Annotated in this window: 16 protein-coding genes; 5 read left to right on the forward strand and 11 right to left on the reverse strand. The window is 69.2% G+C overall.

Annotated features, from left to right (window positions below; translation table 11 throughout):
- Positions 1-14 precede the first annotated feature (14 nt).
- From AZOLI_RS12040 to AZOLI_RS12050, 3 genes are all read left to right on the forward strand, one after another.
- On the forward strand, positions 15-1,391 hold the full coding sequence (locus AZOLI_RS12040; RefSeq protein ID WP_014248928.1) for an HdeD family acid-resistance protein: 1,377 nt from the start codon (positions 15-17) through the stop codon (positions 1,389-1,391).
- Positions 1,392-1,425: 34 nt separating this feature from the next.
- Positions 1,426-2,598, forward strand: a complete 1,173-nt coding sequence (locus AZOLI_RS12045; RefSeq protein ID WP_014248929.1) for an MFS transporter — start codon at positions 1,426-1,428, stop codon at positions 2,596-2,598.
- Positions 2,599-2,659: 61 nt separating this feature from the next.
- Positions 2,660-3,895 (forward strand): argininosuccinate synthase, encoded by a 1,236-nt coding sequence (locus AZOLI_RS12050; protein WP_014248930.1) that lies wholly within the window; start codon positions 2,660-2,662, stop codon positions 3,893-3,895.
- A 71-nt stretch (positions 3,896-3,966) separates the two neighbouring features.
- Here the strand turns inward: AZOLI_RS12050 and AZOLI_RS12055 are convergent, their stop codons facing one another.
- From AZOLI_RS12055 to AZOLI_RS12070, 4 genes are all read right to left on the reverse strand, one after another.
- Positions 3,967-4,710 carry an RES family NAD+ phosphorylase gene (locus tag AZOLI_RS12055; protein WP_014248931.1) on the reverse strand — a complete coding sequence of 248 codons (744 nt, stop codon included), beginning with the start codon at positions 4,708-4,710 and terminating at the stop codon, positions 3,967-3,969.
- Complete coding sequence (locus AZOLI_RS12060) at positions 4,670-5,050, reverse strand: antitoxin Xre/MbcA/ParS toxin-binding domain-containing protein (RefSeq protein ID WP_014248932.1); 381 nt, start codon at positions 5,048-5,050, stop codon at positions 4,670-4,672. Before AZOLI_RS12060 ends, AZOLI_RS12055 begins: the two co-directional genes overlap by 41 nt.
- A gap of 339 nt (positions 5,051-5,389) precedes the next feature.
- Positions 5,390-5,944 (reverse strand): NADPH-dependent FMN reductase, encoded by a 555-nt coding sequence (locus AZOLI_RS12065; RefSeq protein WP_014248934.1) that lies wholly within the window; start codon positions 5,942-5,944, stop codon positions 5,390-5,392.
- Positions 5,945-5,984: 40 nt separating this feature from the next.
- On the reverse strand, positions 5,985-7,025 hold the full coding sequence (locus AZOLI_RS12070; protein ID WP_044550873.1) for an aldo/keto reductase: 1,041 nt from the start codon (positions 7,023-7,025) through the stop codon (positions 5,985-5,987).
- 246 nt (positions 7,026-7,271) lie between these two features.
- Here AZOLI_RS12070 and AZOLI_RS12075 point away from each other — a divergent pair, with 246 nt between their 5' ends.
- Positions 7,272-7,469: a hypothetical protein gene (locus tag AZOLI_RS12075; RefSeq protein WP_014248936.1), complete on the forward strand. Its 198-nt coding sequence runs from the start codon at positions 7,272-7,274 to the stop codon at positions 7,467-7,469.
- Between the two features lie 87 nt (positions 7,470-7,556).
- Here the strand turns inward: AZOLI_RS12075 and AZOLI_RS12080 are convergent, their stop codons facing one another.
- Positions 7,557-8,318 carry an SDR family NAD(P)-dependent oxidoreductase gene (locus tag AZOLI_RS12080; protein ID WP_014248937.1) on the reverse strand — a complete coding sequence of 254 codons (762 nt, stop codon included), beginning with the start codon at positions 8,316-8,318 and terminating at the stop codon, positions 7,557-7,559.
- 221 nt (positions 8,319-8,539) lie between these two features.
- On the opposite strand from AZOLI_RS12080, the gene AZOLI_RS12085 reads away from it, so the two are divergent.
- Positions 8,540-8,938, forward strand: a complete 399-nt coding sequence (locus tag AZOLI_RS12085) for a YkvA family protein (protein ID WP_014248938.1) — start codon at positions 8,540-8,542, stop codon at positions 8,936-8,938.
- Here the strand turns inward: AZOLI_RS12085 and AZOLI_RS12090 are convergent.
- From AZOLI_RS12090 to AZOLI_RS12115, 6 genes are all read right to left on the reverse strand, one after another.
- Positions 8,935-9,879 (reverse strand): DMT family transporter, encoded by a 945-nt coding sequence (locus tag AZOLI_RS12090; protein WP_244442480.1) that lies wholly within the window; start codon positions 9,877-9,879, stop codon positions 8,935-8,937. The genes AZOLI_RS12085 and AZOLI_RS12090 overlap by 4 nt on opposite strands.
- Before the next feature lie 240 nt (positions 9,880-10,119).
- Positions 10,120-11,919: a sensor histidine kinase gene (locus AZOLI_RS30365; protein ID WP_014248940.1), complete on the reverse strand. Its 1,800-nt coding sequence runs from the start codon at positions 11,917-11,919 to the stop codon at positions 10,120-10,122.
- Between the two features lie 163 nt (positions 11,920-12,082).
- Complete coding sequence (locus AZOLI_RS12100; protein ID WP_014248941.1) at positions 12,083-13,042, reverse strand: ornithine cyclodeaminase family protein; 960 nt, start codon at positions 13,040-13,042, stop codon at positions 12,083-12,085.
- 100 nt (positions 13,043-13,142) lie between these two features.
- Positions 13,143-13,538: a lipopolysaccharide assembly protein LapA domain-containing protein gene (locus AZOLI_RS12105; protein WP_014248942.1), complete on the reverse strand. Its 396-nt coding sequence runs from the start codon at positions 13,536-13,538 to the stop codon at positions 13,143-13,145.
- A 49-nt stretch (positions 13,539-13,587) separates the two neighbouring features.
- Positions 13,588-13,869: an integration host factor subunit beta gene (ihfB, locus tag AZOLI_RS12110; protein WP_012972825.1), complete on the reverse strand. Its 282-nt coding sequence runs from the start codon at positions 13,867-13,869 to the stop codon at positions 13,588-13,590.
- Between the two features lie 295 nt (positions 13,870-14,164).
- Positions 14,165-15,442, reverse strand: a complete 1,278-nt coding sequence (locus tag AZOLI_RS12115) for a pentapeptide repeat-containing protein (RefSeq protein WP_014248943.1) — start codon at positions 15,440-15,442, stop codon at positions 14,165-14,167.
- Positions 15,443-15,445: the final 3 nt, after the last annotated feature.

The raw sequence follows: 15,445 nt of genomic DNA on the forward strand, positions 1-15,445 counted from the left end.
ATTCCGGCGAAGCAATGCTGAAACTCGCGTTTCTGCTGATCGGTCCCCGCGCCTTCCGGTCCCACTGGCATGTCGTCGCCGTGCTCGGCCTGCTGTTGATGGCGGTGGGCCTCGCGCTCGCGGTGGGCATGTCGGACGGGCTGACCCAAGCCATCTATGCCGCCCTGGGGCTGACCTTCACCGCCGCCGGCCTCGTCACCCTGCTGGTGGCCCTGTCCGCCGCGCCGGGAGCGGACCGGCGTTTCGCCCTGGCGCGCGCGATCCTGGCGATCCTGGCCGGTGGGGTGATGCTGGCCTCCCCGCTGCTGAGCGGCTGGGCCCTGGCGCTTCCCCTCGCCGCCGTCCTGGCGCTCGACGGGGCGAACCGCGCCAGTGCCGCGGTGGTGTTCCGCGTGCGGTCCTGGCGGTTCCTGGTCCTGTGCGGGGTGGCGGAACTGGCGCTGGCGGCGATGATGCTGACGGAATGGCCGCTGCCGTCGGACCGCAACATGCCGCTGTGCATCGGGCTGTTCCTCACCCTGTCGGGCTGGCTTCTGCTGCGCCTGGGGGTGTTGCTGCGCAACCTGGAGGACGAGGCGGCGATCCTCAACCTGCCGATCTTTTCCGGCCGGGGCTGGTACGACAACGCCCCCGTTCTGGTGGGCGACAGTCCGGAGCCGGCAGGCCGGCAGGACCGGCCGCTGGTGGTGCGGGTGTGGACCCCGGTCGGCTCAGCCACCGCGCCGCTGGACAGGCGGCTGGTGATCGATCGCTACGTCGCCGCCATCGACCGCAACGGCGTGGTGTCCACCGGCCACTCCGCCCTGGAATTGGCGCCCGACCTGTATATCAGCCACTATCCGGCCAACGAGATCGACCAGTCCGGCGTCAGCTTCGTCACCGCCTTGCGCAGCGGAGCAGAGAACGACGTTCCCGGCCGCTTCCTGCCGTCCTACGAGGAAGAGATCGCCGACTGGTGCCCCGCCGATGCGACCGTGGAGCTGTGGACCTACGATCCCTGGCGTCTGCGGGCCTTTTGGGCCGGATACCGGCAGGACAACACCTACAATCTCTCAAACCGGAACTGTTCGGTCGTCGTCGCCGCGGCGCTGGACGCAACGCTGGAAGGCGCCTTGACCAGCCGCTTCCCTTGGGTGCGTCTGCTGCGCCTGCTGATGGATCCCGATATCTGGGTCGCCTCCCTGATCCGCAGCCGTGCCGATGCGATGAGTTGGACGCCGGGGTTCGTACTGGATTACGCGGCGGCCCTGGCCCGCGTCGTCGACCGCCCCGACCGGTCCTGGCACCGCCGACTCGGCGGCTTTCTCGGCCAGCTGCGCGGCACCCCCCGTCCTTCACAAGGCGGCATGGAGGGCAGTATGGACGGCCGGCCGGATACGCAGCCGTCGTGACGGATACCCGATCGCCTTTGGAACAGGAGCAGGCATGACATCGGAGCCGAGACCGGATGACGGCGGCCTTCTGTCGCGCGCCGCCGTCATCGCCACCGCGATGATGTTCGGCCTGACCTACAGCCTCAGCGCCGCCCTGATCGCGCTGGACCTGTCGCGCCGCAACCTGGACGACCTGACCATCGGGACCAACGCGGCGATGCACGCGCTGGGCGTTCTGGCGATGGCGGTGCTGCTGCCGCGGATCGTCGCCCGGCTGGGTATCCGCCGGCTGGTGATGCTGGCGCTGGTGGGATCGGCGCTGCTGCTCGCCCTGTTCCCCGCCACCCCGGTCTGGATGTGGTTCCCGCTGCGCATCCTGCTGGGCGCGGCGTCGGAGACCCTGTTCGTCCTGTCGGAGACCTGGACCAACAGCCTGAGCAGCGAGGCCACCCGCGCCCGCGCCATGGCGGTCTACACCGCGGCGCTGTCGTCGGGCTTCGCGCTGGGACCGCTGATGCTGTCGGTGCTGGGCTCCACCGGGGCGCTGCCCTATCTGGCCGGCGCCGGCGTAGCCGCCGCGGCGGCGCTGCTGGTCGCCTCCCCGCGCATCCGGGCGCCGGAGTTCGAGCGGCCGTCGCGCCAGGGGCCGCTGCATTTCATGCGGCTGGCTCCGGTCGCCATCGGCGCCATCGTGCTGAACGCAGCCATCGAGACCGCCGGCCTGTCCTTCCTGGCGATCTACGCCACCAAGCTCGGTTGGTCGGAGACCGGGGCCACCAGCCTGATGTCCTGCATGATGATCGGCGCCATCCTGCTGCAGCTGCCCATCGGCTGGCTGGGCGACAAGATGGACCGGCTGACTCTGGTGATCGCGCTTGCCGCCTGCGCCGCGCTGGGGGCGCTCGCCTGGCCCTTCGCGCTGCGCAGCGAGATCGCGACCTACGCCCTTCTGTTCGTCTGGGGCGGCGCCTTCGTCGGCGTCTACACCATCATGCTGGCCATCGTCGGCAGCCGCTTCCAGGGGGCGGAGCTGGTCGGCATCTATGCCGCCATGGGGCTGATGTGGGGCGTCGGCGCGCTGGCCGGGCCGGTGCTGGCCGGGGCGGCGATGGAGCTGACCCGGCATGGACTGGCCTTCTTCGCGGCGGCCGCCTGCCTGCTGTTCGCGGCGTCGGCGCTGCGGGAAAGGGCGGCGGCACGGGCCGGGGCGGGTACGGGGGCTTGAAGGCGGGCGGGAAAGGCCGTACGGTCGCGGCCTTACCTTTCTCTACTGCAAGAGCAGTCCCATGAGCGGCGCGTCCGGCAAACAGATCAAGAAAGTGGTGCTCGCCTATTCGGGCGGCCTCGACACCTCGGTCATTCTGAAGTGGCTGCAGGAGACCTACTCCTGCGAGGTGGTGACCTTCACCGCCGACCTCGGCCAGGGCGAGGAGCTGGAGCCCGCCCGCAAGAAGGCCGAGCTTCTGGGCATCAAGCCGGAAAACATCTTCATCGACGACCTGCGCGAGGAATTCGTGCGGGACTTCGTCTTCCCGATGTTCCGCGCCAACACGCTCTATGAGGGAACCTACCTGCTCGGCACCTCGATCGCCCGGCCGCTGATCGCCAAGCGCCAGATCGAGATCGCCAACATGGTCGGCGCCGATGCCGTCGCCCATGGCGCCACCGGCAAGGGCAACGACCAGGTCCGCTTCGAGCTGGGCTATTACGCCCTGCGCCCGGACATCACGGTCATCGCGCCGTGGCGCGAGTGGACCCTGAACAGCCGCACCACGCTGCTGGACTACGCCGAGAAGAACCAGATTCCGATCGCGAAGGACAAGCGCGGCGAGGCCCCCTACTCCACCGATGCCAACCTCCTGCACATCTCCTACGAGGGCAAGGCGCTGGAGGACCCGTGGGTCGAGCCGGACGAGGACATGTATACCCGTTCCGTCGCCCCGGAAAAGGCGCCGGACACCCCGACCTACATCGAGGTCGAGTTCAAGAACGGTGACGCGGTCGCCATCGACGGCAAGGCGCTGTCCCCGGCGGCCCTGCTGACCGAGCTGAACCGGCTGGGCGGCGAGAACGGCATCGGCCGCCTCGATCTGGTCGAGAACCGCTATGTCGGCATGAAGTCGCGCGGCGTCTACGAGACCCCGGGCGGCAGCATCCTGCTGGTGGCGCACCGCGCCATGGAGAGCATCACCCTCGACCGCGGTGCCGCGCACCTGAAGGACGAGCTGATGCCGCGCTACGCCGAGCTGATCTATTGCGGCTATTGGTGGAGCCCGGAGCGTCTGGCCATCCAGGCGCTGATCGACCAGACCCAGTCGCTGGTCAACGGCACGGTCCGCCTGAAGCTGTTCAAGGGCAACGTCACGGTCGTCGGCCGCAAGTCGCCCAACTCGCTGTACCGCATGGATTATGTGACCTTCGAGCAGGACAGCGTCTACAACCAGAAGGACGCCGAAGGCTTCATCAAGCTGAACGCGCTCCGCCTGCGCCTGGGCTCGATGGCCAAGCAGAAGATCGGGTAAGTCATGGGAGTTGCGGGAGGGCCGGCGGCTCTCCCGCATCCACCTGATCTTGGTATGACCGACCCCGCGGCTTACAAGCGCGGGTCGTTGAAGCCGGATTTCTCGAAATGCAGGGTCTGGTGCGGAAATTCGCATAGGGCCTGCACGCTGTCGCGGCGCAGGAACAGCCGCCAACTCTGCCAAGCCGTCGGTTCCGGCTTGCGGAACACCGCACAGTCCAGCAGCGCCAGATTGGCGCCTCCCCGCGGATCGCGGATCGACTGATAACGGATGGCCTGAATTCCGGCCGACCGCGCCGCCTCGGCCAGATCCTGACAGGCGACATAATCGGTGGGGTGGGTCCAGCGGGCGCCGTCCCCGTTCAGCGGCTCCGCCGTCAGGTCCAGCCCGCCATCGGTTCCATAGAGGACGCAGAAGGCCGTGTACTCGCCCGGATTGGCCGGCAACGGCGTATCGGGAGAGTCGGCGAAGAACAGCAGCCGGTAGAAGGCCAGTTCGGCCACCGCGCTCGCCACCGCCTCCGCGGCATAGAACACGCCGGGCGTCCGCCCGGCCCGGCGGAAGCGCGATCCGACCGGATATTCGGCATCGTAGCGGAACGGCGACGACAGCAGGAAATGCAGCCCCCGGCAACCGGCGGGCACCGGCGGCTTGGTCTGCTCCAGCAACTCTTCCAGAAGCCCCTGCTCCTCCCAGTCGTCGACCAGCTTGAGGGTGGAGACCCTGTGCTGCGCCTCGACCAGCCGCCACGCCTCGCCGGCCAGCGGACGCCGCTCAGACGACAGCGCGTCGGCTGTCCAGATACGCGATGACATTCATCAGTCCGGGGATGGTCTGGATCTGCTCCAGCGGTTTGCCGCCCAGCGCCCGGTTGTCGTTGCGCAGCCACGCCGCAGCGACCTCCGCCTCGCCGCCGACGATGCTGTCGAGCGAGCGGTAGAGCCGGATGAACAGAAGCGCCAGTTCGAATTCCTTGCTGCGCTCGGACAAGGGCAAATCCTTGGTCCGCATGCGCGACAGGGTCGGTTCGGATACGCCGATGACCTTGCCAAGCACGCTGTTGGAAACGCGCAACTGCTCCGCCGCCCGCAGCACCGCCTTGGTGACGACGGACGCCGCCGCGGGAGCCCTGGTCGCCTGAACTTGCGAGGTCATGGCAAGCCTCCTTCTCCTGAAAGAAATACTTACATTCCTTTCAGGGGAATGCAACGGCGTATGAGGCTCTGTGTTTCGAAGACGTGATCCGCGCCCACCTCATCGCCTGCCATCCCCACGAAGGCGCTACGGGATGCACAGATCTTGGAGCGACATCAAGTCTCTGGAACCAAAGCAACTTTGCGTCATCCCCGCGAAGGCGGGGATCCAGGAAACTCCGCATCCAAGCGGCTGAAACGGATGGATTCCCGCCTTCGCGGGAATGACGGTCGAATTGGAAAAACTCCAGCTTACGGTGATGAAAGGGGGCAATCCTGCAGCAGGTTGCCCCCGGCTCCGTCACTTCCCCGCCGCCGCAACCACCTTGTCGATGGCGCCCAGCGCGAACTTCAGCACCGCCTCGTCGGCCAGCTTGCCGTCCCTGATCTTCTCGCCGACGGTGCCGATGACCACCTGGGCGCCGCCGATCAGCTTGGCCGGGATCGCCAGCAGCGTGTCGTTCACCTGCTGATGCGCGCGCACGCCGCCGGTGAAGGCGGGGGAGTTGCTGATGACCAGCACCGGCTTGCCGATCAGCGCCGACTTGCCGTAGGGGCGCGATGCCCAGTCGAGCGCGTTCTTCAGCACGCCCGGCATGCCGTAATTATACTCCGGCGTGACGATGACCACGCCGTCGGCCTCGGCGATGGCCTGACGGAAGGCCTGGACCTCCGCCGGGGCATCGGGGGTGTCGATGTCCTGGTCGTAGAGCGGCAGGCGCAGGTCGCGGATGTCCATGCTGACGCCGGCCGGCAGGGCGTCCTGCAGCCCGCGCAGAACGGCCAGCGAGTTGGAATTGCTGCGCAGGCTGCCGGGAAGGCCCAGCAGTTTGGCACGCACCGTTGCATCGGTCATGAAGCGGTTGCCTTTCCTCTTATGGTCGAACCTGTCGTAATCAGGCGCGGTTGGGATGCGACGGGCCGCTGCCCGCCCCGGTCCGGCCGATGGAGTCGGCGATCTCGTCGAGATCCTCCGGCGTCAGGGTCAGGGTGGCGGCGTCCAGCCAGCCATCAACCTGGGCCGGCGTGCGGGCGCCGACAATGGCCCCGGTGATCGCCGGCCAGGACAGCACCCAGGCCACCGCGACCGCCGCGATGGTGGTGCCATGCCGCTCGGCGATCGGGCCGAAGGACTGGGCCAGCGCCAGATTGCGCTCCAACGCCTCTCCGGTGAAGTTGGCGTTGCTGGACCGCCAGTCGTCGGCCGGCAGGGCCTTCGCCCGCTCCACGGTGAAACGCCCGGTCAGCAGGCCGGCCTGCATCGGGCTGTAGACGATGACGCCGGTCCGGTGCGACAGGCACCAGGGCAGTTCCGACGCGGCGACGTCGCGCCGGATCGCCGAGAAGGGCGGCTGCAGCGTGTCGACATGGCCCAGCCGCTCCGCCGCCTCCAGCTGGGCGGCGGTGTGGTTGGACAGGCCGACGGCGCGGACCTTGCCTTCCGCCTTCAGGTCCAGCAGGGTCTGCCAATACTCCTCGACCGCCTCATGTTCGGCCGGCCAGTGCATCTGGTAGAGGTCGATGCGCTCGACGCCCAGCCGCTTCAGCGACGCTTCCAGTTCGCGGCGGATGCTGTCGGGCTTGCCGATCCGGCGGGGCATCGCCTTGCGGTCGGCCTCGTCCCACACCAGACCGCATTTGGTGAAGACATAGGGCCGCTCGGCTTCCGGGATGTCGGCCAGGGCGCGGCGCACGATCTCCTCGGAATGGCCAAGGCCATAGACGGCGGCGGTATCGATCCAGTTGATGCCGCGCTCCACTGCATGGCGGATGGCGGTGACCGACTGGCTGTCGTCCTGCGCGCCCCAGCCGGCGGCCCAATCCGGCCCGCCGATCGCCCAGGCGCCAAAGCCGACGCGGGTGATCGCCATGTCGGTGGTGCCGAAGCGGCGGGTCGGCAATCCCGTCCTGCTGACGCCGTTGCTTGTGGTGCTCATGGTTGCCTCCTCGATGATGGCGCTGACATGGGCTTGGCAGCCCCAGCTTTCCAACAATTCATAGGCGGATTGCACGCCGGCCCCTCGCGCGGACGATGCCGGTCCGGCTGTGACCATCTTGGGCTCCGACTGTTGATCGAGGCGACGGCTACCTAATTTGAGATTACACGAAGGGTGCCCCGCCGACGCCGGCGGGCACCGAATGGATCGACGGCAGGTTCGACCGGAGCGGAGACGGGAGGCGACATGGCGACGCGGCGACTGGATCGGGAAGACCACGTCCGGAAACATCTGGCGCTGATGCTGCAGGATTGGCAGGAGCAGACCGGCCGCGACATGGCGACCGCGACCGCCGACCAGCGGCTCCAGCACTGCACGACCCTGCTGATCGACCTGCTGGGCGAAGCGGAGCGGGCGGACGAAGCCGCCATGGCCGAAAGCTGAGCTTTCAAAAGGCGCGAAAGCTGAGCTTTCAAAAAGCAAAGGAACGGCCCCGATGCGGGACCGCTCCTTGGACTGCGCCTCCGGTCCTTACTGCGGTGCCATGCGGATGGCGCCGTCCAGGCGGATGACGTCGCCGTTCAGCATCTCGTTCTCCAGGATGTGCTGGACGAGACGGGCATATTCCTCCGGCTTGCCGAAGCGCTTGGGGAAGGGGACGGTGGCCGCGAGGCTGTCCTGCACCTCCTGCGGCATGTTCAGCAACATCGGCGTGCCGATCAGGCCGGGGGCCACCGTCATCACGCGGATGCCGTTGCGGGCGAGGTCGCGCGCCGCGCAGATGGTCAGGGCGACGATGCCGCCCTTCGACGCGGCATAGGCCGCCTGCCCGATCTGCCCCTCATAGGCGGCGACGGAGGCGGTGTTGACGATCACGCCGCGCTCGCCGCTCTCCAGCGGCTCCAGCTTCGCCATGTCGGCCGCCGCCAGCCGCAGGATGTTGAAGCTGCCGATCAGGTTCACCTCGATCACCGTGCGGAAACTCTCCAGCGGCATCGGGCCGTCGCGGCCGACGATGCGCTGGGCCGGGGCGATGCCGGCGCAATTCACCGCGATGCGGGCCGGCCCATGGGCGGAGCGCGCCTGATCGAGCGCCCGCTCGGCCGACGCGCCGTCGGTGACGTCGCAGACCAGGCCCAGCCCGCCGATCTCGTGCGCGGTCTTCAGCACCGCGTCCTCGTTGACGTCCAGCACGGTCACCTTGGCGCCGAGCCCGGCCAGATGACGCGCCGTCGCCGCCCCCATGCCCGAGGCGCCGCCGGTGACGATGGCGGACAGACCCTGGATGTTCATGGCATCTCCTCCTTAATTGCGGCCGGTCCTTGCGGGGCGCCGGCCTTGTGTCCAACAGGCTGCGATCGCACTTGTTGTTTGCCGAATGGCATTGTCTACCAGATGGCCGCTCCACCATACCACACCGTATGGTCGGGGTGCATCAGCGTGGCGATCCGCGCCGGCCATGACGCTGGCGGATTTCTCAAGAAGGGTCCAGATCCCGGAGGGTTTCAGCGTCCATGACAGCATCCGTTCCCACCGGCACCGAGCTGGCGATCCCCGATCCCGAGCGGGTCGAGCAGGACGAGCGGCTGGTCCGCGGCCGCTTCTGGCCGAAGCTGCGCGCCAACCTGCACCGCATTCCTTTCCTGGAAGAGCTGCTGGCCGCCTATTTCTGCGCGACCGATCCGGCGACGCCCTACCGGGCGAAGGGGATCCTGCTGGGAGCGCTGGCCTATTTCGTGCTGCCGGTGGACGCCCTGCCCGATTGGCTGCTGATCGCCGGCTTCACCGACGATGCAGCGGTACTGGCCGCCGCCATCCAGACGGTGCGTGCCAACCTGACCCCTGCACACTGGACGCGCGCAAAGGAGACGCTGCGCGCCGAGGCGGCCGAAGAGGCCGGCCGGGCCGGCTAACCGGCCGCCTCGCTTGCCGCCTTGCGCCCGTCCGCCGCGTCGCGGTGCATGGTGTAGAGCGCCGACCCGGCGATCACCAGCGCGCCCACCCACCCCCAAACATCCATCGTCTGGCCGAAGGCGAGCCACGCCACGAACGCGGTGAAGGGCAGCCGGGCGTAATCGTAGGGCATCATCGCCGAGGACTCGGCCAGAGACAGCGCCTTGGTCATCGCCAGCTGGCCCAGGGTCAACACCCCGCCCAGAAGCGCCAGCGCACCCAGCACGCTCCAGCTCGGCCAAGTCCAGACGAACAGCGCCGGCACCAGTGCCATCGGAGTGACCAGCAGGCCAAGGAAGGTGACGATGACCAAGGCGCTGTCCCTGCGGCTGAGCATCCGCATCTGCAGCACGGTGGCCGCCGCGGCGACGCAATGGACGAACAGCGCCAGGAAAGCCAGATCGACCGGCGTAGCGCCCGGCCGCAGCACGATCACCACACCGACGAAGCCCGCACACACAGCCGCCCAGCGCCGCAACCGCACCCGCTCGCCCAGGATCAGTGCCGCCCCCGCCGTGACGAACAGCGGAATGGCGAAGCTGACCGAGGTCGCCGTCGGCAACGGGATATGGGCGATGGCGTAGAACCAGCCGGCCATCGCGCACAAGCTGGTCAGCGCCCGCGTCACATAGGGCAGCAGCCGCCGTTCCGCCAGCACCGACCGGCAGGCCGGCACCCCCGCCGTCAGCGCCCAGGGCAGCATCCACAGCAGGCTGAACAGGTTGCGGAAGAACACGACCTCCAGCGGGTCCATGACGGTGGACGCCCAGCGAACCGCCGAATTGCCGATCCCGAACAGCAGCGCCGACAGCAGCATGAAGCCGGCGCCCAGCAACAGCCGGTTGGCCGGCGCCCGCAGACCGGGCCCCGCATCCATGGGGGGAGAGGCAGAGACGGTCACGGTCAATCGTCCATGGAGTGCCGTTTCGGTGGAAGCCGTTCGGTGGAAGCTGTTTGGGGCCGGTTGCGACGGCAGGGTCCGATCCGGGCCGCCGCCTGACGCGTTAGCGCAAACACGGGCTGCACGAAACACCTTCCGTCACCGGCACCTAAGCGATGATCCTCCGACGATAACCGGGGTGACGCAAGCGAAATGCAATCGACCCTTACGGTCATACTCCCGTATGACGTGTGGCGGTCTTCACGATATGGAGCCCGATTGGACGGGCCGGTGCGGCAGGCGGATGGTGAACCGCACACCGGGGCTGGTGTTCTCGACCGTCAGGGTGGCGCCCAATTGCTTGGACAGGGTGTGGATCAGGCGCATGCCCAGGCTGCGGCTGCGGCGCCAGTCGAAGTCGGGCGGCAACCCGACGCCGCGGTCGCCGACGATCAGGTGCAGCGCGTCGCCGTCCGGCCGCAGGCCTACGGAAATGACATTGGCGCCGTCACGGCCGCTTCCGCCCGGCCGGTCATTACCGTTGCCATCACCGTCGCCCGCCTCGGCGGATACCGGGGTGGCGAGCGGCCGATAGGCATGCTTGATGGCGTTCATCACCAGCTCGTTGGCGAGCAGGCCCAGCGGCACGGCATGATCGGTCGGCACCTCCGCCGGCTCCACCGCCAGTTCCAGCCGCCAGTCGCCGCCTTCGGACCGGGCCGAACGCTCCAGCTCCCGGCACAGCTCGGTCAGATAGTCGTGGAAGGGGATGAAATGGACGTCGTCGACGCGGTAGAGCAACCGATGGATGTCGGCGATGGCCTGAACGCGCCGCCCCGCCTCCAGCAGATGGTCGCTCAAGCGCGGGTCGTCCACCGCCTGCCCCTGCAGGGCCAGCAGGCTGGACACCACCTGCAGGCTGTTCTTGATACGGTGGTTGACCTCGCGCATCAGCAGGTCCTTCTGCGCCAGCGCCGCGTCGCGCTCGCCGATGGTGCGCTGGAGCGACGCGGTCCGCTCGACCACCCGGCGCTCCAGCTCGCGCTGCACCTGCCGGGCGGCGCCGGCCTGCCGGAAGCCGAAGACCGACAGCGCCGCCAGCGCCAGCGCCGCCGCCGCACCCAGCCCGGCATAGGGCGCGATCAGCCGGTGCCACGATGCCAGGACCGGAGCCGTATCAAGCCGGACGACCACATGCACCGGCCAGCTGTCGACCCGGCGATGGGCGACGATGGCCGTGTCGTCCCGCGCCGCCCCGCCCTCCGGCTGCGCCTGGATCGCACGGCGGGTCAGGACCGACAGCGGCGCCGGATCGGCGGCAGTGTCGGGCTCGCGCACCAGCACGTCGAGATCGCCGGACCGCGCCAGGATGGTCACCGGCCGATGGGGAACGTCCAACTCCTTGTAGAAGCCCGACAGATAGGAGGGATCGATGGTGACCGAGGCCATGCCGCGGAAACGGCCGTCCGGTTCCGACAGCCGGCGGCTGAGCAGGAAGGTCGCCTTGTTGGTCACCCGGCCGATGATGCGCGGCCCGATATGGGGCTGGTCCAGCGCATCGCCCGCTCCGGTCGCCCGGCTGTGGAACAGGAAGACATCGCGGTCGGACGCATCCGAGAAGGGCGCCGGAAAGGCCAGCGTCGTCAGCCGCAGCAGCCCCGCCCCGTCGTTCAGCCAGATCGCATCCAGGAAAGGCAGCCGGGCGCGCTGGCCGTTCAGCTTGTCCCACAGGGCACGCGACCGGGCGATCTCGTCCCACGGGCGCCCGGCGGTTTCCTGGGCGGCATATTCCACCAGAAGGTCGGCGGCGTCGAACAGACGGGCCGCATGTTCCGCCAGCACCCGGACGGCGGCCTGGGCGCGCTCCTGCGCACCGTTCAGCGCCCGCTCGCGCGATTGCACCCCGACCACCACGGTGACCATCGCAAGGAACAGGAAGCCGCAGGCCGCCAGCCAGCCGATGGCCGCCTCCAGCCGCGGCTTGCGGAATGGATGGACGATGTCCGCGGCCGGAGCCGGGCTCCCGGCGGGCTCGTCAGATGACTTGGCAGGCGGAACCATGCTAGCGGCCGTTCCTTTTCCGCAGCTGCGGACCGCCGCGCCGGATGGCGGACAAGCGGCAAGAATCGCGGAATAGTAGCGCAGGACGGACCGCCGGTAACCCTGTCTTTCGGAGACGCAGGTCACGACGCCGGGCAATCCTGTCCAGAAGGCCCGGCGGCCCCTAACGGATGGAGTCGTTGTGCAGAACCATCTCCACCGCCATCTGGGCGGCGCAGAGGTCGGCCAGCGCCGTGCCCACGGACTTGAACAGGGTGATCTGGTCGTAGAAGCGCCGTCCCGCCCGCTCGCCGCGGCTGAGGTCGAACAGGTCGCCGGCGATGTCGTCCGCGGTCAGCAGGCCGGAGGCCACCGGCTGGGCGATGTCGCCGGCCTCCACCGGTGTGCGGTCGCGGCAATCGACGAACACGCGGGCACGGCGGATGCAGCCGTCGTCGGCCTCGCGCATCTCCGGCGTCACCCCGCCCAGCAGGTCCAGATGCTGGCCCGGCCGCAGCCAGTCGCCGTGGATCAGCGGCTCGCGCGCCGTGGTGGCGCAGGCGACGATGTCTGCGCCGCGGACCGCCCCCTCCAGGTCGCCGGTCGCCTCGATCCGGAACTTCGGCCGGTGGAAGCGGGCGGCGAGGCGCTTGGCCTTCTGCAGGTCGCGGCCCCAGACCAGCACATGGCGGATCGTCCGCACGGCGGTGTGGGCCTCCACCAACTCGAGCGCGAGGGGGCCGGTGCCGACCACCAGCAGGCGTTCCGCATCCGGCCGCGCCAGATAGGAGGCGGCGAGCGCCGAGGCCGCGGCACCGCTGCGCCGGCCAAGCGCCGCGGAGGAGTCCAGCAGAGCCTGCGGCACCCCGGTCTTGCCGTCGGCCAGCAGATAGACGCCCTGGGTGGTCGGCAGGTCTCCGCCGGCATTGTCGGGAAAGACGGTGTCGATCCGCAAGCCGACCGACTGGTTCACCTGCCAGGCCGGCGCCAGCAGCAGGGTGGCGTCGCTGGACCCGTAGGTCTCCACCCGGTGGCGATGCGCCGGCGGAGCCTCCACGCCGGCGCGGAAACTCTGCCGCAGCCGTTCGATCAGCATGCGGTGGTGCAGGACGGACCGAAGCTCGGCGGCGCTGACCGTGCGCATGGGACCTCCTCCCGCCGACCGGCACCCTCCCCCGCCCCTTCGTATGAGGACGGACCGGAAGAGGGGAAAACGACGTCCGGTTACGCCGGACCCGCCGGACTCAATGCACCGTCGGCGCGCTGGTCTCGGCGGCCGGGACCGGCAGCCCGCCGCTGGAGCCCGGCAGCGGGCCGGAGAGCGGACGGGTGCTCTCGGCCAGCCGCTTCTCGGCGGCGGCGGCGCGGGCCTGCGCCTCCTTCAGTTCGCGTTCCAGATACAGCACGCGGTTGCTCTCGCGCCGGGCGCGGCGGCGGTGGCGGCGCTGGCTGTTCCAGACGATGAAGCCGCCGGCCAGGAAGCCCAGCAGCAGCGCCACCAGCGCGGCCAGATAGACCGGGGTGTCGAGCGTGAAGGGCAGAGGCCACAGCGACAGGGTCACGATGCCGCGGTTGGAGATCGCGAACAGGATCGCGACAAGGGCCACCGGCAGGGTGACGATCCAGGAGATATGGCGCAAAGCGATGGTTCCTCAGAAATGCGGCGGGGAGAGACGGCCGGCCCGGCGCTCAGTCCGTGTTCAGACGTTCCCGGAGCTGCTTGCCGGTCTTGAAGAAAGGAATGCATTTCTCGCCGACGTCAACCGATTCTCCGGTCCGGGGGTTGCGACCCGTGCGCGCGTCCCGCTTCTTGATGGAGAAGGCGCCGAAGCCGCGCAGTTCCACCCGGTCGCCGCGCGCCAGCGCTTCCGTGATCTCATCGAAGATGGTGCCGACGATCTTCTCGATGTCGCGCTGGTACAGGTGCGGATTGCGCTCCGCCAGCCGTTGGATCAGTTCCGACTTGGTCATGACCGATGACGTTCCCCCATTCGGTGCGGGCGCTTATGGTCGCGATGCGCCGCGCTTGAGCATCAGCGTGCCACCGGCCCGCCAAGGCGTCAAGCCCCACCCGTGGCGCTAAACCGTTACGGTACAACCCTTTTTCAGTCCTCCATCCGCCCGGTCAGGGAAGAAATCGGCTCTTGCGGACAGTGCCGTCCGCGGCAGCGGCGGCAATCTCCGGCACGGATCGTGACGGAAATTTGAAAGCAATCAACGGCTTCGCGAAAGAAATCCCGCCAGTCGGAACGCTCCGCCGAAGGGATCAGGCTCCGCCCAGCCGCGTCCCCTCCAGGATGGCGCCCTCCAGCACCGCCGAGGAGCGGTCGCAGCCGGTCAGGTCGGCCAGCGTCAGGTCGCTGCCCTTCAGGTTGGTCTGGGCCAGCGAGGCGCCGGCCAACCGCGCCCGCACCAGCGAGGCCCGCATCACCTTGGCCCCGGCGCTGACCAGCAGCATGCCCAGGTTGGCGCCGTCCAGCCGGCTGTCGATCAGGATGGCGCGGTCCAGCTTCACCCCGCGCAGGTCGGCGGAGCGCAGGTCGGCGGAGCGCAGATCGGCGCCGTCGAACTGGGCGGCCTGCAGCTGGGCGCCGTTCAGCCGGGCATGGCGCAGCCGGGCGCCGGTGCCCTTGGCCAGCGTCAGGATCTTGCCCGCCAGATCGGCCCCCTCCAGGTTCAGCCCCGTCAGGTCGAGCTGGCATCCCTGCTTGCCGCTGGTGCCCAGCCAGATCATGTGCTGGCGCAGCATGCCGTCCAGCTGCTCGGCCGGCAGAGCCGGCAGTTCGGCCGCCGCGGCGGTCTCCACCGGCTCCGGTTCGGGTGCCGGTGCCTGCGGCGGCGCCTGCCGGGCGGCCTTGGCCTGCTCGTCGGTGCGGATCGCCCGATCGAGCCCGGCCGCGTCCAGGCTGGCCCCGTCCAGGATGGCGCCGCGCAGGTCGGAGCCGTTGAGGTCCGCCCCGCGCAGGTCGGCGCCGGAGAAGTTGGCGTCGCGCAGGTCGGTGCGGTCCAGCCGGGCGCCGGCCAGCCGGGTGTTGGTGAAGTCGGCCGCCCGCGCGAAGCTGCCCGACAGCTTGGCCCGCGCCATGTCGGCGTTGGTCAGCCGGGCGGACGCCATGTCGGCCGGGCCGGGGTCGAAGCCCACCACCTTCAGCTCGCCGGCGCTGTTGCGGTTGACCATGCTGCCGTCGCGCAGGTCGACCTCGACCATGGTGGCGCCGTCCAGCCGGGCGCCGCGCACGTTGGCGCCGCGCATGTCGGTGCGGAACAGCCGCGCCTCCGACAGGTCGGCCCCGCGCAGGTCGGCGCCATAGAGGTCGGCATGGTCGAGGATGGTGCCGCGCAGGTCGGCATCGCGCAGGATGGCGCCGGCCAGATGCGCGCCGGTCAGGTTGCGGCCGGCCAGCGACAGGCCCGACAGGTCGAAGAAGGGCAGGTTGGCGCGGGCACCGTTCGGCCGTCCCTCGGCGAATCGGACATGGCGCTCGCACACGCGGTCGAGCTGGTCCTGGGTCAGGCGGATTCGGGATTTGCCGTCTTGCGCCATGGC

Source organism: Azospirillum lipoferum 4B (genome assembly GCF_000283655.1).
Lineage (GTDB): Bacteria > Pseudomonadota > Alphaproteobacteria > Azospirillales > Azospirillaceae > Azospirillum > Azospirillum lipoferum_C.